This window comes from Flavobacterium turcicum (assembly GCF_011365745.1).
Classification (GTDB): Bacteria; Bacteroidota; Bacteroidia; order Flavobacteriales; family Flavobacteriaceae; genus Flavobacterium; species Flavobacterium turcicum.
On the sequence record NZ_JAAOBY010000009.1, the window covers coordinates 34,526 to 53,921 of the forward strand.

Annotated in this window: 18 protein-coding genes and 1 tRNA gene; 9 read left to right on the forward strand and 10 right to left on the reverse strand. The window is 35.7% G+C overall.

The window, feature by feature from the left end; translation table 11 throughout:
• Positions 1-116 precede the first annotated feature (116 nt).
• Complete coding sequence (locus G9Q29_RS13500; RefSeq protein WP_166138421.1) at positions 117-677, forward strand: YqgE/AlgH family protein; 561 nt, start codon at positions 117-119, stop codon at positions 675-677.
• Here G9Q29_RS13500 and G9Q29_RS13505 read toward each other — a convergent pair.
• Positions 670-1,512, reverse strand: coding sequence for an aminotransferase class IV (locus G9Q29_RS13505; protein ID WP_166138424.1), 843 nt, complete (start codon positions 1,510-1,512; stop codon positions 670-672). The two genes, G9Q29_RS13500 and G9Q29_RS13505, sit on opposite strands and share 8 nt — an antisense overlap.
• 54 nt (positions 1,513-1,566) lie before the next feature.
• A complete protein-coding gene (locus G9Q29_RS13510) occupies positions 1,567-1,959 on the reverse strand; it encodes an START-like domain-containing protein (RefSeq protein WP_166138427.1) in 393 nt (130 codons plus the stop codon).
• A gap of 153 nt (positions 1,960-2,112) precedes the next feature.
• Here G9Q29_RS13510 and G9Q29_RS13515 point away from each other — a divergent pair.
• Positions 2,113-2,189 (forward strand) — tRNA-Met (locus tag G9Q29_RS13515).
• Positions 2,190-2,691: 502 nt separating this feature from the next.
• Here the strand turns inward: G9Q29_RS13515 and G9Q29_RS13520 are convergent.
• The 6 genes from G9Q29_RS13520 to G9Q29_RS13545 all read right to left on the reverse strand — a co-directional run bounded on the left by G9Q29_RS13520 (position 2,692) and on the right by G9Q29_RS13545 (position 9,366).
• Positions 2,692-3,360 (reverse strand): response regulator transcription factor, encoded by a 669-nt coding sequence (locus G9Q29_RS13520; RefSeq protein ID WP_166138430.1) that lies wholly within the window; start codon positions 3,358-3,360, stop codon positions 2,692-2,694.
• Positions 3,361-3,367: 7 nt separating this feature from the next.
• Positions 3,368-5,089: a tetratricopeptide repeat-containing sensor histidine kinase gene (locus G9Q29_RS13525; protein WP_166138433.1), complete on the reverse strand. Its 1,722-nt coding sequence runs from the start codon at positions 5,087-5,089 to the stop codon at positions 3,368-3,370.
• A gap of 250 nt (positions 5,090-5,339) precedes the next feature.
• Positions 5,340-6,548: an O-antigen translocase gene (locus G9Q29_RS13530; RefSeq protein WP_317164748.1), complete on the reverse strand. Its 1,209-nt coding sequence runs from the start codon at positions 6,546-6,548 to the stop codon at positions 5,340-5,342.
• 73 nt (positions 6,549-6,621) lie between these two features.
• Positions 6,622-7,734 (reverse strand): DegT/DnrJ/EryC1/StrS family aminotransferase, encoded by a 1,113-nt coding sequence (locus tag G9Q29_RS13535; RefSeq protein ID WP_166138441.1) that lies wholly within the window; start codon positions 7,732-7,734, stop codon positions 6,622-6,624.
• The gene (locus G9Q29_RS13540; protein WP_166138446.1) at positions 7,727-8,728 is read right to left on the reverse strand and encodes a GNAT family N-acetyltransferase; all 1,002 of its coding nucleotides are present in this window, start codon (positions 8,726-8,728) and stop codon (positions 7,727-7,729) included. The genes G9Q29_RS13535 and G9Q29_RS13540 overlap by 8 nt, the downstream gene beginning before the upstream one ends.
• Before the next feature lie 35 nt (positions 8,729-8,763).
• Complete coding sequence (locus tag G9Q29_RS13545; protein ID WP_166138451.1) at positions 8,764-9,366, reverse strand: trimeric intracellular cation channel family protein; 603 nt, start codon at positions 9,364-9,366, stop codon at positions 8,764-8,766.
• A 163-nt stretch (positions 9,367-9,529) separates the two neighbouring features.
• Between G9Q29_RS13545 and G9Q29_RS13550 the strand changes: the two genes are divergently transcribed.
• From G9Q29_RS13550 to G9Q29_RS13580, 7 genes are all read left to right on the forward strand, one after another.
• Positions 9,530-10,315, forward strand: a complete 786-nt coding sequence (locus tag G9Q29_RS13550; protein WP_166138454.1) for a TrmH family RNA methyltransferase — start codon at positions 9,530-9,532, stop codon at positions 10,313-10,315.
• Between the two features lie 128 nt (positions 10,316-10,443).
• Entirely contained in the window at positions 10,444-12,669 is a 2,226-nt protein-coding gene (locus G9Q29_RS13555) for a RelA/SpoT family protein (protein WP_166138817.1), read from the forward strand.
• Between the two features lie 118 nt (positions 12,670-12,787).
• The gene (locus G9Q29_RS13560) at positions 12,788-13,276 is read left to right on the forward strand and encodes a Fur family transcriptional regulator (RefSeq protein ID WP_166138460.1); all 489 of its coding nucleotides are present in this window, start codon (positions 12,788-12,790) and stop codon (positions 13,274-13,276) included.
• A 27-nt stretch (positions 13,277-13,303) separates the two neighbouring features.
• Entirely contained in the window at positions 13,304-14,575 is a 1,272-nt protein-coding gene (locus G9Q29_RS13565; RefSeq protein WP_166138465.1) for an adenylosuccinate synthase, read from the forward strand.
• 78 nt (positions 14,576-14,653) lie between these two features.
• On the forward strand, positions 14,654-15,685 hold the full coding sequence (locus tag G9Q29_RS13570) for a cellulase family glycosylhydrolase (protein WP_166138469.1): 1,032 nt from the start codon (positions 14,654-14,656) through the stop codon (positions 15,683-15,685).
• Positions 15,686-15,699: 14 nt separating this feature from the next.
• Positions 15,700-16,281, forward strand: a complete 582-nt coding sequence (gene nudK, locus G9Q29_RS13575; protein ID WP_187038261.1) for a GDP-mannose pyrophosphatase NudK — start codon at positions 15,700-15,702, stop codon at positions 16,279-16,281.
• Complete coding sequence (locus G9Q29_RS13580; RefSeq protein ID WP_166138475.1) at positions 16,281-17,168, forward strand: DMT family transporter; 888 nt, start codon at positions 16,281-16,283, stop codon at positions 17,166-17,168. The genes nudK and G9Q29_RS13580 overlap by 1 nt, the downstream gene beginning before the upstream one ends.
• Here G9Q29_RS13580 and G9Q29_RS13585 read toward each other — a convergent pair.
• Together G9Q29_RS13585 and G9Q29_RS13590 are read right to left on the reverse strand one after the other, a co-directional pair.
• Positions 17,165-18,385, reverse strand: a complete 1,221-nt coding sequence (locus G9Q29_RS13585) for an MFS transporter (RefSeq protein ID WP_166138479.1) — start codon at positions 18,383-18,385, stop codon at positions 17,165-17,167. The genes G9Q29_RS13580 and G9Q29_RS13585 overlap by 4 nt on opposite strands.
• Before the next feature lie 39 nt (positions 18,386-18,424).
• Positions 18,425-19,336, reverse strand: coding sequence for an AEC family transporter (locus G9Q29_RS13590; protein WP_166138482.1), 912 nt, complete (start codon positions 19,334-19,336; stop codon positions 18,425-18,427).
• Positions 19,337-19,396 lie beyond the last annotated feature (60 nt).

Below are 19,396 nucleotides of genomic sequence, written 5' to 3' on the forward strand. Positions count from 1 at the left end.
GTAATTAGCAATATATAATTAAAACCCTTCTTTTGAAGGGTTTTTTTATATATTTATTCGAAAAAATTTGGCATTATTATAATAAAAACCTTAATTTTAATAAAAAATCAAATCGTATGACTACAGATAAATTAAAAAAAGGATCCCTGCTCATTGCAGAGCCTTCGATAATTGGAGATGTATCGTTCAATAGATCGGTGATTTTATTAGCTGATTATAACGAGGAGGGCTCTATTGGTTTTATCATTAATAAGCCCCTGAAGTATACGATTAACGACTTGATTCCAGAAATTCACGCGCGTTTTAAAATCTATAATGGCGGTCCTGTGGAACAGGATAACTTGTATTTTATTCATAATATTCCAGACCTAATCCCTAATAGTATCGAAATTTCTAACGGCATTTATTGGGGAGGCGATTTTGAATTCACTAAAGAGCTTATCAACCAAGGAGCTATTAGCAATGAGAACATTCGCTTTTTTCTAGGTTATACCGGATGGCATGAAAAACAACTAGAGAGCGAAATGGAAAATAACTCTTGGATCATTACAACTAATACTTACGAAAACAAAATCATTGGAAAATCAGCCACCCACTTTTGGAAAGAACAACTCATTGAGTTAGGTGGCGATTATATTATTTGGTCTAATGCTCCTGAAAATCCATACCTTAATTAAAACTCGAAATCAATTCGTTTAATTTCCAGCTCAATTGCTCAGATAATTGTGTATCAAATTTCTTTTTTCGGTATTGTGTTATCGGTCGAACGCCTTGAATCACATTAGTTAAAAATAATTCATCTGCCTTTTGTAAGTCGAACGGTGAGATAATATCTTCCACCACTTCAAGTCCATCAACCTTTTTTGCAAGTTGTAAAATTTGCTTGCGCATGATTCCGTTTAAGCAACCTTCAGTTAATGGTGGTGTAATTAATTTGTTACCAACCCTCATGAATAAATTTCCTTGTAAAGCCTCTACTACATTTTTACTATCATTTAGCAACAAGCAATTATCTAGACCATTTTCAGAAGCAAAAATACTTCCTGTGATATTGACTAGTTTATTTGTTGTTTTAATAGAAGAAAGCAACTGTTTGGTGATATAAAAGTCTTTGAACAAATCTACTTCGTAATCTGATTTGTGAAAAACATATTGGGCATCATCTAACGACGTTGCATGAATTAAATACGATATTGTATTTGTAGTGGGCAGATAAAACCCTCCGTCGTTGCGGCACACGGTGATGCGCGCTCGGGCAGACGAAAGAATGTCTTTCGCCTTTACTACTTCCAAAACTTGCTCTTCTAGAAATTCCAATGTAAAATTCATTGGGATCTCCATACGAATCACACGCATAGAAGCCATTAGTCTGAAATAATGATCTTCGAGAAAAAGAATTTTTCCGTTACATATTTTAAGCGTTTCAAAAACAGCATCTCCGTATAAAAAGCCTCTATTTTGAGTAAGTTCTGTATTGTCTTGTGGTAGTAGTGTTCCGTTAAAATTAATCATAAAAAAAGCCCTAATTTAGATTTAGGGCAAAGATAAGTTTTAAAATATGATTTTTTATACAGAACCAATAAGATGTTTTAAATCGGAAATTTGATTTTCCCAGAGTAGTTTCGCCTCATCAATTTCACCTTTTTCGGCAAAATCAACTACCATCAGCGACACGTCTTTAGTTAGCTCATCAACTAAAATATGTAGTTCAAAAAAATACTCTGAATCCTTATTGCTATCGTCAACCCATTTGAATTTGACTTTTTCGCCTGTTTTTTTAGATGCCAAACGGGCTTTTTCTTGTGAGTCATTCCAAATAAAAGTAAAAAACTCTCCGCGTGAATTAACATTATCTGCAAACCATTCTGACAATCCTGATGGTGTAGAGATGTACTGATACAACAATTGAGGTGATGAATTGATAGGAAATTCGATTTCGTAACGTACTTTTTGATCCATGAGCTACTTTTAATTTTTTGGAAATATATAGAATATAACTACAACAAAAAAGCATTTTTAAAAATATTTTTTTTTCTTTAAAATATGCTTGCAGGGTCTAAAATAGTTCTTATATTTGCACCCGCATTCAGGAAACATTAACCACCTGAACATGGCGAGATAGCTCAGTTGGTTAGAGCGCAGGATTCATAACCCTGAGGTCCCGAGTTCAAATCTCGGTCTCGCTACCAAGTCAAACCCTTAAACTTAAATTGTTTAAGGGTTTTTTATTACAATTGTATTTCTCGGAAATAGCATTTAAAAAAAAGTTACTTAACTTCATACGCTACTTTTCCTTTTCGTTTTCTTTGAGAGCCAAAGTTTTGATGGTAGGAGGAAATATTTTTTTGAAATTCTTTTAGCACTTGTAATTGTCCAAAAAAACAAAAACCATTCTGCAATTGTGGAACCGGATTACTTAAGTTACCTTTTTTTACATGCGTTTGATTTTGCCAAATTGTTTTTCCTTTGACACAAAAAAACGAACATAAAAAAAACGCGAGTATAACTAACTTCTTGGGAACTGTAATTGTTATCATTTTTAAAATAGCAATTCATTAATTGTGAACAAATCCAAAAGTAACGAGCTACAAAATCATTTCTTTGCGGGAAACCGTAAAACAGTATTCTTTTCTTGATAAGAATCAAATTTATTAAGAATATGCAGTAAAGGAATAAAAATTAGAAGTGTTTTTATATTAGACCTAGGTCTTTTGCGATTGACACCAAATGGGTAGTATTGAGCGCTCTAAAGTATATTTTCAGTTTACCAATTCGCTTTTCGATGGTGCTTTTGCTGTTTGGGGTAATTCCTGCTTCTTTAAAAACATACTCCATTGCTTCTTGAGAGACGCCTTTTGAGAGGTATTCTAATAACTGAATGTCGTAGTCATCAATTTCGTTGACTAATTTTTCTTGAAAAATAAACTTTAAATCTGCAGGAAGATACGGAATATCCTGATTTGCAATTGCCTCGACTGCTTTGCGCAACTCGACCATTGTATTACGACCTTTCATGACAAAACCGTTAACACCTAATTGTTCAAATAGGGCTTTAATACGATAGGATTTGTCTTCAATAGAAAAAGCAATGGTTTTTAAATCCGGGAAAATTCCCTTGACAGCATCAATCAAAGCTTCGCCAGATGATAATAAAGTGGTACGATGATCAGCCTTGAATGACAAATCGGTTATTAACAAATCATACGGAACCTCATCTAAAGCCGCTCTTTTTATTTTTAGCAAAGCATCGTCACAGTATTTTGTAAAGTCAATTTGTGGGATTCCCATTTCCTTTAAGACACTGACCGCTGCTACATCATTGAAATCAATATCGTCAACTATTAAAACTTTTTGAAACATAAGTCACCTATTTAGGAAATGTTAATTTGATTTTTAGCCCTTTTGAACTTTTCGAGTCAAAAATAATACTTCCTCCAATGGCATGAATACGGTTTTCCACATTGAGCAATCCATTTTTACTTTGTAGGGGATTTTTTATGCCAATTCCATTATCTGAATAATTAACAAAACATTGTTTATTGTCAGTCTCAAAGCGAAGCACTACAAAAGTCCCTTGACTGTGTTTTTTCATGTTGATCATTAATTCTTGCAACACACGATAAAGGGCAATTTTCTTTTCTTCTGTAATCTTATTCCATGGAATGCTATTACTATCTTTTAAAATAACCTGTACTTGGGCTGCATTAAAACTAGAGAGCATTTCCTTTAATTCGCTTTCATAGGTTTCACCCGTGGGAATAGGGCTGTTTTCTCTCGATATATTGCGTGTTCGACGGTAAATTTTATCCAAATTATCTAACAAGGTTTCTTTTTGAATTACATTTTGCAAGTCTTGCGTTTCTGCAAAAGCAATGGTTTGATAAACGTCATTGGCTAATTCATCATGCAATTTTTTAGAAATTCGAATTTCACTTTCATATACGGCTGCTTGTTTTTCCTTCTTGTTCTTATCTTGAAGATAGAAATATAAAATGAGTGCCAAAATTACCCCCAAGAGCAAGATAAAAAACAACATATAATTTTGAAGTTTTTCTTGCTCTAATGCCAAAGCTTTTTCTGCATTATCTGTTTTTAATTGTAAATTCTCATTTTGTGCTTGGGTAGCATCATACTTGATTTTGGCAAACTGATTTTTAGCAATCTGCCTAACTTTTGTAATGCTATCATTAAGTTGAAGGTATTTTTTTGTGTAGTTACGCACTTGTAATGGAGTACTTATTTCCATCAGCAATGCCAAAGCTGATAAGCGATCATCGATACTTTTTAGCACTGTGGCTTTAGCATACGATTTTTGTGCATATTTTATAGCCAATTGAGGCTGGCTCCTTTGATAAAACTGAGCAAGATTGTTAAAACTAGTGACCAAACCATATTCGAATTGTAATTGTTGGCGAATCTTCAAAGCTCTTTTTAAGACCATACCGCTTCTGTTATCTCCTATTTTATAATAGCAATAGCCTAGATTACCTAAAACTCTGGCGAGGTGCTCCAAGTTGGCCTGAGCAATTAGTGATTTAGAGAGCGACTCAAGTGACTGTATGGCTTGTTTGTAGTTTTGTTGATCCATGTTCACCACCGCAATATTATTCTGCATGATTTCTTTTTGCAAAGGCGTATCAGCCAATTCACTTGCTTTTTTGTAATACGTAATGGCGTTGGGATAATCGTAAAGGTTCTTATAATTAATCCCTAACGAATTGTATATCGCCACTTTATACTGGGTTTCAATTTTGTTTTTAAAGTACGAAATCGCCTCTGTAGCAGTAACTTCACTTCCTACGTAATCTCCCTGTGTTTGCTGTATCGCGGCCATTTTCAGGAGTGCATATACTATTTTTTCTGCATCTTCCTTAGCGGAACTTTGGGTTCGAATTTGATTGTAATAGTAGTAGGCGCTATCATAAACACCCTTCGAGTAGAAATCTTCTGCCGTTGTAATGTACTTTTCATAAACCGTAACCGACTTTAATGCTGTTTGATTAGGAGTTGTTTTTGAACAGGAACAAAAAAAAGTCCCTATGAATATGAGAAAAATAAAAAACGGGAAACGTACTTTTGGTAGTATCATTTCCCGAAAATATCAAATTAATTTTAATAAATGTAAAATCAAGTTCTATTTTTTTGGAGGAGTTGTTGGAGATTGTCCACTGGAATCTCCTCCGCTCCCGCCCGTTTCACTGGCAACAATTTGAGTCGCAGCAACTGGGGAATTTTACATTAAATACAATTATTAAAAACATCAGTTCGACGCAAGGCGAACAATTGTTCTTTCACGAAGTATTATGGAAATGGTTTTTCATTACATTTAAAACCGAACACTATTTTCTCCACAAAATCTTTCGGAAATAAACTAAGAGCACAACAAAATACAAGAAGTTATCCAGAGCTTGTGCCATCACTACACCTTTTAAGCCATAAATATTCATTAAAAAATGACTGCTCAAATACAAAAACAGCAGAGACAGGAACTCTGAAACCAAAAATGCAACGGTATGTTTTTTTGCAAAAAATTGATATCCCAAAATCAGTGCTGCAACTTTGAAAATATCACCAAGCAATTGCAAAAAAAACAAATCGGCAACCGTTTTAAAGTTTGGCGCAAATAAGAATTGAATGATAAAATCGCGACATAAAAAAATCACAATAACCATCACTATGAATACGGGCAGAATGGTTTGGTAAAAATTCCGAAAAATGAGTTTAGCGTCTGTTGTTGATTTTGCCTGAGCTAATTTTGGAAAATAATAAATACTTACAATTGAGGTAACAAATAACATGTAGTAACTGGCTATACGCCCCATCGTTTCCCAATAACCCGCTTGCTCCAATCCTAGCGAAAGAACAATTTCTTTACGGATTATCAAATACACGAACGGACTTGCAACAGCTGCAAACAGCGCCATAATTGAGTAACTTGACAAGCTTTTCAGAATCTTAAAATCAAAATATCGCATAGAAAACAAGGCTCCAATCTGGGCTACTTTTGGCATCAAAAGCATAGTAACCAAAAACCAAACTGCAGGAACAAGAGCAACCAACAATACTGCTCCCGTAGTTTTGAATTGGTAAATCAAATAAACAGCAAGCAAAATATTAGCACTATTACCGGCAATAGCAACGCCCAAAACTCGTTTGTAATAACCCAATCCATTTGCTACTGCAACCCAAATCAAAGACAAAGCATACCATGGCAAACTAAGTGCAACAACTTTAAACACAAAATCATACCGAACTGAAGAACCAAAAACGACTGTATTCCAATAGGAGGCGAAACAAAACAACAAGATTCCGATAATTATTGACACAAGCATCAAAGTAAAACTGACTGTGAACGCCATCTTTTTAAGGTAGAAGGAGTCATTCTCATTTTCGGCGGTATATTTTACTACCCCATTCTGAAAACCTAGTGTCGAAATTCCTTCTAAAGCACTAAAAAATACTCTAAAATTCCCCACTAAACCCATACCGCTTGGCCCTACAAAAACAGCCAATAATTTTGAAGTAATTAAGCCTGAAATTATTTTCACAAAAACACTTAAACTATTCAATGACAATAGTTCTATAAATTTACTTTTAGCTATTTTGTGGAAAAACAACATCTTAGTAACGGTTTACAACTGCAATAATTTCGCTTATTTCCTTATCAGTAAGCACGGGACTTATTGGCAAACTGAGTACTTCATGAGCTAATTTTTCAGTAATTGGAAGTGAAATCTGTCGGAATTCTGACAAGGCTTTTTGATGGTGCACCGGAACAGGATAGTGAATGACTGTTTCAATGCCATTCTGCTGCAAATAGCTTTGAAAACCTGCCCTATCCGCTGTGCGCACTACAAACAAATGATAAACATGTGGCGGTAAATTTCCCGTTTCGTCTACTCCTTCGGGAAGTAATATTTTAAGATTTTTAATTTCTGCGAAGTAGCGTTTAGCAATTGCGCGGCGGCTTGCATTGCTTTCATCCAAATAGGGTAATTTCACATTTAAAAAGGCAGCTTGTACCTCATCTAATCGAGAGTTTATACCCGCTAAATCATGAATGTATTTGGTTTTAGAGCCATAATTGCGTAGTGCTTTAATACAATCTGCTAGTTCAGCATCGGTAGTAACAACTGCTCCACCATCGCCTAATGCGCCTAAATTTTTACCGGGATAAAAGCTGTAGGCAGCAACAGTAGTATTTTTACTGAATTGCATCTCTGTGGCCGATACTACGCCATGGGATTGAGCTGCATCTTCAATGACTAACAAATTATCAGTCTTTGCGATGGCGCGAATTTTATCCATATCAGCTAATCGACCATACAAATGAACAACCAAAATCGCTTTGGCGGAAGCCGACATTTTGTTTTGCAAGTCTATCGGATCTATTGTGAAAGTATGAGAATCCGGTTCAACCAAAACCGGTACCAAACCCACCTTTTTGATTGCCAATACACTCGCAATGTACGTATGCGCAGGAACCAAAACGGAATCGCCTTTTTTCAATTTACCCAAAGCAATGTAAGCTTCAAAAATGAGCACTAATGCATCAAATCCATTTCCGACGCCTATGCAAAAAGGCACCCCACAGTAGGTAGCGAAATTTTTTTCGAACTCCTGAACTTGATTTCCCAAAATGTACCAACCACTGTCTAAAACAGTTGCAAATTTTTCTTGAAAAGCCAAATGATAAGGCTCATTTATTTTTTTTAAGTCTAAAAATTTAATCATGATCAGCATTTTTAGAGACTGTAAAATAATCTGTCAAAAGTTCATGCGAAAACGTTTCGCATTCATAAAAATCATGCACAATGGCACTTGCCCCAAAACTTTCTTTCCAATAACTCAAACCTTCATTTAAAAGCAAACCATTTGACTCTGTTGAAATTCCAAAGTCAAAAAAACGTTTGTCCGCATAAACTTCTGTGAGTAAATAATGGTACAAGAAATCTAAACTGCCTAAATTCAATCCCTTTTCATATTTCGAAATATATTGACAATGCGCCACGGTTTCAGTTTCAAAAATTGTTGTTCCGGCTACAATCACGCCTTCGTAATAAACATTAAACTGACGAACAGCTTGAGGAAAACAACTTTTTAAATAGTGTATTTCGTTAATAGTGTGCACTGGCTCAACTTGGTGTCTTTGTTTAAGGTTTGGCAAAAGTATTTTGTCCCAAAATGCAGTACAATCCTGTTCTTCTTTTACCACTAATTGATGTTGCTTAGCACGTAGCAAACCTCTTTTGCGTATTTTAGATAATGCAAAGCCAGCAGAATAGTTAATCACAGCCAACACATCACGACGGATAAGCGTAGCTTTGGCCAAAAACAGTGCGTAATGCAATTCCTCAGCTGGTTTTTTATGATAGATTGAAGGCAGGGTTTTTATTTGTAAAGTGCTAACACCTTCAGATTCCAGATATTTCAAAATAACAGCAAATGACGCAATAACTGATGTTAATTTACAAGAATCTTTATAAACCAAACCGCCATAGGTTAGACCTTGATGCGAAAAAACAGTGGTTTCATTTCGGTTTGCAGGCAAAATGGCCACTAGCTGATCTGATTCATAAACCATTAGAGAACAATCAGAAAACCGCTCTTGATGGTATTCCATAAAATTTCGGTGAAATAAAAAGGTAGCATTTTTTGCCCCTGAAACAAATTCGTTCCAGATCTCAAAATCATTTTTTTGATATGCTTTTACCGTATAGTTTTTCACCCTAAATTTTTCTTGACTGTGAAAGTAGTTAATTTTTACTGATTTTCGAAAGCAGGTAAATACCATTTGAACTTTACCGCCATCAATCGCAAAGAAATAATTATTGACGAACTCAATAGATACAGCACATCATTTTCTAAATTCATCGTTCTCAAAACGAAAAATAGAACACCTCCCACAATACAAAGGGTAGCATAAATTTCTCGTCGAAAAATCACTGGAATTTCATTGCACAAAATATCTCTAATAACGCCACCAAAACAAGCGGTCATGGTTCCCAAAGCGACACAAATTACAGGATGTAACCCTATTTCAAGACCTTTTTCGAGACCTATTAAAGTAAAAACACCAAGTCCGATAGTATCAAATAAAAAAAGAGATTTTCGTAATCTATCTAGTTTTTTTCGGAAAATAATAGCCAAAACAAATCCGATAAAAATCACGTAAACATATTGCAAATCGAGCATCCATCCTACAGGAGTTCTTCCAATTAGCACATCACGCAAAGTTCCACCGCCAACTGCCGTAACGAATGCAATGATAAAAACTCCAAACGGATCAAGCTTTTTGCTCATAGCTGTTAAAGCGCCTGACATAGCAAAGGCCATTGTACCAATAATGTCTAAAAAATGAAACATAGTTGTATAGGATTTGGACAAAAATACAGAAAACACCGCTAATTGATCCTATTAACACCAATCAATTAATCAGTAATTAGGAAACAAATAAATGCCATATTTTCCTAAAAACTGCCAATTCTCTCTGTATCTTTGTACTTGAAAATTTAATCGTGAAAAAGCCTTGAAACACATAACTTCTATTCAAAATCCGTACATTAAAACGCTCGTACAATTGCAAGAAAAAGCAAAAACGCGCAAACAAACTGGCACTTTTTTGATGGAAGGAAAGCGCGAAATTAGCATTGCTGTAAAAGGCGGTTACGAATTGATTACGGTATTATTTGTACCTGAAATTTGCCCAGAATCTGAAATAGTTGCTTTATATGGAGATGCCGAATTGATTTCGATTACTAAAGAAGTGTATCAGAAATTAGCGTACCGTGATACTACCGAAGGACTTTTGGCTGTAGCAAAAACTAAATCCATGCAATTAAAGGATTTAAAATTATCTAAAAACCCTTTGATTTTGGTAGCCGAAGCTCCTGAAAAACCAGGAAACATAGGTGCTTTATTACGCACTGCAGATGCCGCTAATTTAGATGCCGTGTTAATTGCCAATCCAAAAAGCGATTTGTACAACCCAAATATCGTCCGTTCAAGCGTAGGTTGTTTGTTTACCAATCAAATTGCAACAGGAACTACAACCGAAATTATTGCATACTTAAAAGAGCAAAACATCAATTTTTACTGTGCTACTTTGCAAAATTCAACCGCATACCATACCCAAGATTACACCTCCGCAACAGCTTTGGTGGTAGGTACCGAAGCAACTGGACTTACACAGGAATGGCGCGAAGCTGCAACGCAAAATATTATTATACCCATGCAAGGCGAAATTGACTCCATGAATGTATCAGTTGCAGCGGCAATTTTAATTTTTGAAGCCAAAAGACAAAGAGGGTTTTAAAAACCATTACTGTTCGCGTAGTGCTCGTCAGTACAACCAAATATCAGCCACAAACCCAACTGTTTTAAAACTTTTCACTTGCATAATTAGCAATTATTTGCTATTTTTAGAAAATGAACCATGAAGTTATGATAGAAATTGATATCGAGAAAGAAAATAAAGCGATTGCGCAAGAATACAAAGAACTTTTACGCATAAGTTATCAAACTTTGACCGATGATGATAAAAAACTCATCCGAAAAGCTTTTGATGTATCTGTTGAGGCACACAAAGACCAACGCAGAAAATCTGGCGAAGCCTACATCTTCCACCCTATTGCTGTAGCAAAAATTGTTGCTTCTGAAATTGGTCTAGGTGCCACCTCAATTGCAGCTGCGTTATTGCATGATGTTGTTGAGGACACACCTACTACCGTGCAAGATATTGAGCGTTTGTTCAATCCAAAAGTAGCGCAATTGGTTGAAGGATTGACCAAAATATCCTTGGTTCAAAAGGATCTAAATGCCTCTATGCAAGCTGAAAATTTCAGAAAAATGATCTTGACACTCAATGATGATGTTCGAGTGATTTTGATCAAATTGGCAGACCGTTTGCACAACATGCAAACCATGGACTCCATGCAAGAGGACAAACAAACTAAAATTGCCTCAGAAACCTTATACATTTACGCACCTTTGGCGCATCGTTTAGGGTTATACAATATTAAAACCAAACTAGAAGATTTAGGTTTAAAATATACTGAACCCGCTATTTACAATGAAATAGTGAGTAAAATTAAAGAAACCAAAGAGCAACAAGACGCCTACATTGCTGATATCTCCGAAGTATTAAAAGCATCTTTAGACAAAGAAGGAGTTGAATATATTATCAAGGGCCGACCAAAATCAATTTATTCTATTCGTAGAAAAATGAAAGCTCAAAACGTAACCTTTGACGAGGTTTACGATAAATTTGCTCTACGAATTGTTTACAAAGCCAATCCAAACGAGGAGAAATTTATCGCTTGGAAAATTTACTCTATCGTTACAGATCATTATCGACCAAGTCCTAGTCGTTTGCGCGATTGGATTTCTTCACCAAAAACTACCGGTTACGAAGCTTTGCACATCACTGTTATGGGACCAAAAGGTCGTTGGGTAGAAGTTCAAGTGCGTAGTGAACGTATGGACGAGATTGCTGAAAAAGGTTATGCTGCTCATTACAAATATAAAAATGGTGCTACCGAAGAAAGTGGTTTGGATGTTTGGTTGAATCTTTTACGGGAAGCCTTAGAAAATTCAGAAACCAATGCCGTTGATTTTGTAGAAGATTTTAAAATGAATTTGTATTCAAAAGAAATCTTTGTGTTTACACCAAAAGGTGAAATTAAATCACTCCCAAAAGGAGCAACATCATTGGATTTCGCATTTGGAATTCATTCCGAAATTGGTATTCGCACCCGCGGAACACGCGTAAATGGTAAATTAGTTCCGCTAAACTTTGAATTAAAAAGTGGCGATCAAGTAGAAGTAATCACTTCACAACATCAAAAACCAACTATCAACTGGTTGGATTATGTAACAACATCACGCGCCAAAACAAAAATTAAAAACGTCCTCAACGAGAATACCAAAAAGATTGGCGAGGAAGGAAAAGAATTGCTTACCAGAAAATTAAAGCACTTAAAAATCACGATGAGCGAACAAGTGGTTAATGAGTTGGTTAATTTTTTCAAACTAAAAACTAGTTTAGACTTGTTTTATCGTGTGGGTATTGGTTCCATTGAAAACCAACAACTTAAAGATTACGCTTCGCAAAAAAGCAATTCAATTATCAACTTTTTCAAAAATAAAATCAAACGATCTGGCAGCAGTACCACATCGGACGAAGACATTCATAAACCTGTTATTAGCAGTAATTATGATATGTTGGTTTTTGGAAAAGAACACGATAAACTTGACTATAAACTTTCGCCTTGTTGCAACCCAATTCCGGGTGATGATGTTTTTGGTTTTGTTACCATAAATGAAGGTATCAAAGTGCATAAAAAAGATTGCCCGAACGCCATTGGGATGCAATCTAACTATGCTTACCGCATCATGTCGGCTAAATGGATTGACTCGTCGCAAGAAGAGTTCAAAGCCATCATTAACATTACAGGAATGGATGTTCTGGGCTTGACCAACCAACTGACGAAAGTCATCTCCAACAACATGCACGTAAACATTCAAAGCATTGCGCTTAGCACCGATGCCGGAATTTTTGAAGGACAAGTGGCTGTTATTGTTCAAAACAATACCATTTTGAAAAAATTAATTAGCAACATCAAAAAAATAGATGGTGTTGATAAAGTAACCCGAGAATACAAAACGTAGCCTGTCTGTAGAAAGACTTTCTTGATTCAATTAAAAAAATCTAGAAAAGCAGAAAATTAAAAACTAAACAAACGGGAAGTTTTAAACTTTGAACTAAAAAAATTATCTTTGCGCGCATATGACACTCATTTCCACAGACAATACTAAAAACCAAGAAATTGTAAAAAATGTTTTTACAATGTACCTTGAAAAAAAAGGACACCGCAAGACTCCCGAGCGCTACGCGATCCTTCAAGAGATTTATGATAGCGAAGAACATTTTGATGTAGAAAATTTGTACATCAAGATGAAAAACAAAAACTATCGTGTCAGCAGAGCGACCTTATACAATACCATAGAATTACTTTTGGATTGTGCTTTGGTGCGCAAACATCAATTTGGACAAAATCAAGCACACTACGAAAAATCATATTTTGATAAGCAGCACGATCATATTATTATGACTGATACAGGCGAAGTAATTGAGTTTTGTGATCCAAGAATTCAGAGCATCAAAAAAACGATTGAAGATATTTTTGATATCGAAATAACTAATCACTCGCTTTACTTATACGGCAATAAAAGGCAAGCGCCAGTTTTGAACGAGGAAGATCGTACAGAAATTTAAAAAAACTAACTACAAATAACATTTAGAATGACAGTTGATTTATTACTAGGATTACAATGGGGAGATGAAGGAAAAGGAAAAATTGTGGATGTCTTAACTTCAAAATATGACATCATTGCACGTTTTCAAGGTGGTCCAAATGCAGGACACACATTAGAATTTGATGGCATCAAACACGTCCTAAGAACTATTCCCTCAGGTATTTTTCATAAAACTGCCGTAAATATCATTGGAAACGGAGTGGTAATTGATCCTGTTGTTTTTCAAAAAGAAATTGAAGGTCTTGAAAAGTTTAATATTGACATCAAAAAGAAATTAATCATTTCGCGTAAAGCACACTTAATTTTACCAACACACCGCTTGCTTGATGCTGCATCTGAGGCATCAAAAGGAAAAGCAAAAATTGGTTCTACATTAAAGGGTATTGGACCAACTTACATGGACAAAACAGGTAGAAACGGTTTGCGTGTAGGTGACATTGAATTGGAAGACTTTGCTGACCGTTACAGAGCTTTGGCTGACAAGCACGAAGAAATGATTCAGTTTTACGATGTAGCTATTCAATACAATTTAGCCGAAATGGAAGCCGAGTTTTTTGAAGCTATCCAAGAGCTTAAAAAATTAGATTTTATTGATAGCGAAGAGTACTTGCACCAAGCTCAAAAAGCAGGAAAATCAATTTTATGCGAAGGCGCTCAAGGTTCCTTGCTTGATGTTGATTTTGGTACTTATCCGTTTGTAACATCATCAAACACCACTGCTGCTGGAGCTTGTACAGGTTTAGGTATTGCACCAAACAAAATCAAAGAGGTTTACGGAATTTTCAAAGCTTACGTAACTCGTGTGGGTAGCGGACCGTTCCCTACAGAACTTTTTGATGAAGATGGAGCTACCATGGCAAGAGTAGGAAACGAATTCGGATCAGTTACAGGTCGTCAAAGACGTTGTGGATGGTTGGACTTAGTAGCGCTTAAATACGCTGTTCAAGTAAACGGTGTAACGCAATTAATGATGATGAAAGGTGATGTTTTATCTGGTTTCGAAACTTTAAAAGTGTGTACTTCTTACAATTATAAAGGTGAAAACATAGCACATTTTCCATACAATATCGAGCCTGAAAATGTTACTCCTGTGTATCAAGAATTCAAAGGATGGAAACAAGATTTAACAGGTATGACTACTTATGATGAACTACCAGTTGAATTAAAAGAATACATTGATTTTATTGAAAAAGAAATCGAAGTGCCAATCAAAATTGTTTCTGTTGGACCAGATAGAAAACAGACAATTTTAAAATAAAATACAACAAACGCTCTGAAATTCAGGGCGTTTTTTTTTTACCTTAGCACGGCTACAGTCTTTTGCAACAGTATTTTTATGAAAGCTATTTCCTTTTTACAAAAATCAAGATGTTGGGTTATTCTCTTTTTGGGAATAGTCTATTCTTGCAATCAAGCGGAGGAAACGATAGCAAATAGCAAGTCAGATGAATATTCAACGCAAGGCAGTCTCATTCTCAAAAACAAGCAAGCCATACAACTTATTGGCACCAACTCGTTTCAGGTTTTTGGAGCAAATGACCAAAAAATGAAAAGTTGGAACATGGATATTGCAAGGGAATTTATAGGGAACGTTTCAGAACAACCGCTTACAGGCATACCAATCAAAGACAGTAATAATTCGTTCTTGCACTCGTTACAAAGCGTGGTAGACGGTAACCGCAAGAACAACCGAATTACCATTTTGTGCGGTTTTGGTTGGAATGGAAAAACGGAAACGGAATTCACAGGCAAAAGCCCGACGCAAACTTTTTGGTGGGAAGCTTACAAAGAAAAATTAAAGGAATGGGCGCTTCACTTTAAAGATCAACCAGATGTATGGTTAGAAGTATGGAATGAACCTTACCGATTTGATAGAGCTGATGGTTATACCGATGCTATTTGGGAAAATGACATGAATACTTTAGTGCGCATTATTCGAAGTACGGGAAATAATTCAATTGTAATTGTGCCTTGTGCAGAACAAGGACAAGATGAAAGTGTATTACTCCAAAAAGGTGCTTTATTTTTAGAAAAGAATCCAAAAATAATTTTCGATATTCATGCCTATGAAAAATGGTTATTGGATAGTGATGCCTCCATCAGCGTTAGATTGGATCAACTAAAAAAACAAAATTTACCAATCATTTTTAGCGAAACGGCCCCAATGAATGCTGGAATTTTAATGAATCCGACTTATTTTCTCAACAGCGTTTACCAAAGAGGATTTTCGGTCTGTGCTTGGGTTTGGAAATATGACAGTTCAGATCAAGATGCCCTACTCACTACCGAAGGCCTGCCCAACGATAAAAACAATAATAACTGGGGAACTACTTTTAAAAACCTTGCCGCACGACCGCGCACTCCCTAAACCTAAAACTTATAATGAAAAACCCTGCTATAAAAATCCAAAAAACAGAATTACTATCTGATAATTGGTATATCCTAAACAAAGTAACTTTCAACTTTCAAAAAAAAGACAATTCTTGGATTACACAAAAAAGAGAAGTCTATGACAGAGGCAACGGTGCAGCCATTTTGTTGTACAATGCGGAACAAAAAACAGTAATTTTAACGCGTCAGTTCAGACTACCCACGTATTTAAACGGAAATGCATCAGGAATGAGCATTGAAGTTTGTGCCGGATTATTAGACCAAGACCAACCGGAGCAATGCATCATTCGAGAAACGGAAGAAGAAACCGGCTATAGATTATCAAACGTAACAAAAATCATGGAATCGTACATGTCTCCTGGTGCCGTTACTGAAATATTATACCTATTTACCGGTGCTTACAACGCCTCAATGAAAGTTAGCGAAGGCGGCGGTGTAGCGCATGAAGAGGAAAACATCGAAGTTTTAGAAATGCCTTTTGACCAAGCTTACGCGATGATTGCAACAGGTGAAATTAAAGATGCCAAAACAATTATGTTATTGCAATACGCCAAAATTCATCAGCTTGTATAATGAATAACAAAACAAAAGGAGTTGTATTTGCACTTTTAGCTACTTTGCTTTGGTCTGTCAATATGGTTATTGCAAGCAGTATCAAAGGGCATATTCCGCCAATTGGACTGGCTTTTTGGCGCTGGTGTGTTGCTTGTTTAGCCTTTGCACTGTTTGCCTTCAAAAGTACAGTTGCTCAATTTTCAATCGTCAAAAAAAACTGGTTGTATCTTTTTTGCACTGCTATTTTAGGCATAACCATCTTTAATACTTTAATCTATTTTGCAGGAAAAACAACGAGTGCCATTAATTTGTCTTTAATTGCCATTTCTATCCCGCTGTTTATCATTTTTTTGTCCCGGATATTTTTAAAAGAACGCATTTCAACTCTCAAATTGGTTGGTATTGCCACCATTATTTGTGGTGTTTTAGTATTAATTTCAAAAGGGTCTTGGCAAGCCTTACGCTCGATAAGTTTTAGTTTTGGCGATATTCTGATGCTAATTGCGTGTTTCTTTTTTGCCTCATATACTCTTTTGGTGCGCAAAAAACCGACAGAAATAGATTCAAAAGTTTTTCTTTTTTCGGTTTTTGTAATGGGTACCGTGGCTTTATTTCCTTTTTACCTTTACGAGCATTGGTACATCACAACCGTACAATTTGATACTAAAACAATATTGGTATTATTGTACGTTGGTATTTTTGCTTCGTTAGTTTCATTTTATTTATGGAACGAAGCCATAGTACTAATTGGCACTGCCAAAACAGCACTAATCTATTATCTTATTCCTGTTTTTAGCGGGCTCATAGCCTATCTTATTACTGATCAACCGATTTTACAGTCGCAACTAATTAGCATGTTAATTATTATAACGGGTTTGTTACTAACAAATAAGAGTTCGAACTAAACCGTTTCTTTTTTCTTCAGATTAGGTAAAAACAAAGCGATTATACCAATTAGGGGTAAAAAAGCACAGAGTTCGTACACATACGTAATACTGCTATGATCAGCAAGATTTCCCAATAGTGCCGATCCTAAACCACCCATTCCAAACGCAAAACCATAGAAAAGACCTGAAACCATGCCTAGTTTTTTTGGCAAAAGCTCTTGAGCATACACCAAAATAGCTGGAAAAGCAGAAGAAATAATAATTCCAATCACTACTGATAAAATTCCGGTCCAAAACAAATCAACAAATGGCAATAGTAAGGTAAAAGGTGCAGCTCCTAGTACCGAAAACCAAATCACATATTTTCTTCCAAACTTATCTCCCAACGGACCTCCAATTAAGGTTCCGAAAGCGCAAGATGCCAAGAACAATACCAATTGAAATTGTGCTTCTTGCACAGATAAGCCAAATTTTTCAATCAAGTAAAAAGTAAAATAACTAGACATACTCGCCATGTAAAAGAATTTTGAAAAAATCAAAACCAATAAGATAACAACCGAAATCACAATTGTTTTTTGAGATAACCGCGGCAAATCAATCACTGCTTTTTTGGTTGCTCTTAAACTCAAATGATTTTGATACCAAAAGGCAATTCTACTTAGCACCACTAACGCAATTAATGCAACTCCTACAAACCAAACAATATGTCTTTGCGTATTGGGAACAACGATCAAGGCTACTAAAAACGGACCAATTGCTGTTCCTGCGTTTCCTCCTAATTGAAAAATCGATTGTGCCAAACCGCGCTTGCCTCCCGAAGCCAAAAATGAAATTCGAGAAGCTTCAGGATGGAAAATCGAAGAACCAATTCCCACTAAAACTACTGCCAAAATAATCATCGGGAAACTCGATGCGTAACCTAAAGCAATCATTCCCGAAAGTGAGAACAGCATCCCGAAAATTTGAGAGAAAGGTTTTGGTCTAGTATCCGTATATAAACCAACAAGTGGCTGCAAAATAGAAGCTGCCAATTGATACGCCAAGGTAATGAGTCCGATTTGAGTAAAAGTCAACTTATAATTTTCTTTTAAAATAGGATAAGCAGCCGGAATTACCGCCTGTAGCAAATCGTTTAATAAATGAGCAAAAGCAATGGAAAAAAGTATAGAATATGCTGTTTTTTGTGCTGTATAAGTTGTTATTGTTTCAGGATTTGTAGAATTAGTAGATTGCATTAGTATAAAAGTTGTAAATAAATAATTATGGCAAAAAGATTAAATAAATTGGACCATAAAATACCAAAAAGTCAGAGTGATAAATGAAATCGGAATTCCGAAACCAATCATCATACTGCTTAACCTAGGTTTAAGTCCGTGTGTGGCCGAAAGTATACAGGCGGTTATCATGGGAGCCATAGCTGCCTCCATTACTGCTATTTGTATACCGGTAGAATGTTGTTTTAGCATCACGACATAAATTAAAAAAATTAATGCTGGCGTGAGTATTAATTTATACAAAAGACCAATTGCAAGAAAAGGCCAATGCTTACTGTTCTTCTCAAATTTTAATTGTAATCCTACCGAAATTAATGCCAATGGCGTCACTCCGCTACCTACCTTTTGCAACAAAAATTGAAGAGTTGAAAGAAATTCTAAGTGAAACACATTCATCAAACAAGCCAATAAAAAAGTGATGAAAGGTGGAAAAAGCAGAATTTTTTTAGCTATTTGCTTCGGTTCCGGATTACCGTCAGAAAATAAAGTAGCTACCACAATCCCGAGTGTTGACAAAACCACAAATGTACCGGGCTGGTCTACCAAGATAGCTGTTTTTAATCCGTCTTGTCCGTACAAGGCCTCAATAATCGGGAAACCTAAAAAGGAAGTATTTCCTAAACCAGCAGTCAAAATCAAACATCCCGTTAACTTTTTGGACCACCCGAATTTTTTTCCCAAAAAACTAAAAAACAAATACGAACACCCGAAAGCAATCCACGCAACGCCAATGGGGAAAAGCAAGTCACTACTCCAATTTATTTTTGGAATGTAATACAAAGCCAAGGCAGGAAGACAAACATTAATTACAATTTTGTTTAAAACTTGGTAAATGCGTACGGGAAACCCTTTGATGTTTTGAAACAACAAGCCTATACCTAAATAAACGAAAATTAAAACTAAATTGATCATACCTTAAGTTACTGCAAAAGTACCCCTATTTTATTAATTGTGTAAAATGATTTTGCAATT

Excerpts from the sequence above, each read along its gene's own strand:
- G9Q29_RS13500 (WP_166138421.1), top strand. The coding sequence starts at position 117 with ATGACTACAGATAAATTAAAAAAAGGATCCCTGCTCATTGCAGAGCCT.
- G9Q29_RS13505 (WP_166138424.1), bottom strand. The coding sequence starts at position 1,512 with ATGATTAATTTTAACGGAACACTACTACCACAAGACAATACAGAACTT.
- G9Q29_RS13510 (WP_166138427.1), bottom strand. The coding sequence starts at position 1,959 with ATGGATCAAAAAGTACGTTACGAAATCGAATTTCCTATCAATTCATCA.
- G9Q29_RS13520 (WP_166138430.1), bottom strand. The coding sequence starts at position 3,360 with ATGTTTCAAAAAGTTTTAATAGTTGACGATATTGATTTCAATGATGTA.
- G9Q29_RS13525 (WP_166138433.1), bottom strand. The coding sequence starts at position 5,089 with ATGATACTACCAAAAGTACGTTTCCCGTTTTTTATTTTTCTCATATTC.
- G9Q29_RS13535 (WP_166138441.1), bottom strand. The coding sequence starts at position 7,734 with ATGATTAAATTTTTAGACTTAAAAAAAATAAATGAGCCTTATCATTTG.
- G9Q29_RS13545 (WP_166138451.1), bottom strand. The coding sequence starts at position 9,366 with ATGTTTCATTTTTTAGACATTATTGGTACAATGGCCTTTGCTATGTCA.
- G9Q29_RS13555 (WP_166138817.1), top strand. The coding sequence starts at position 10,444 with ATGATAGAAATTGATATCGAGAAAGAAAATAAAGCGATTGCGCAAGAA.
- G9Q29_RS13560 (WP_166138460.1), top strand. The coding sequence starts at position 12,788 with ATGACACTCATTTCCACAGACAATACTAAAAACCAAGAAATTGTAAAA.
- G9Q29_RS13565 (WP_166138465.1), top strand. The coding sequence starts at position 13,304 with ATGACAGTTGATTTATTACTAGGATTACAATGGGGAGATGAAGGAAAA.
- G9Q29_RS13570 (WP_166138469.1), top strand. The coding sequence starts at position 14,654 with ATGAAAGCTATTTCCTTTTTACAAAAATCAAGATGTTGGGTTATTCTC.
- nudK (WP_187038261.1), top strand. The coding sequence starts at position 15,700 with ATGAAAAACCCTGCTATAAAAATCCAAAAAACAGAATTACTATCTGAT.
- G9Q29_RS13580 (WP_166138475.1), top strand. The coding sequence starts at position 16,281 with ATGAATAACAAAACAAAAGGAGTTGTATTTGCACTTTTAGCTACTTTG.
- G9Q29_RS13585 (WP_166138479.1), bottom strand. The coding sequence starts at position 18,385 with ATGCAATCTACTAATTCTACAAATCCTGAAACAATAACAACTTATACA.
- G9Q29_RS13590 (WP_166138482.1), bottom strand. The coding sequence starts at position 19,336 with ATGATCAATTTAGTTTTAATTTTCGTTTATTTAGGTATAGGCTTGTTG.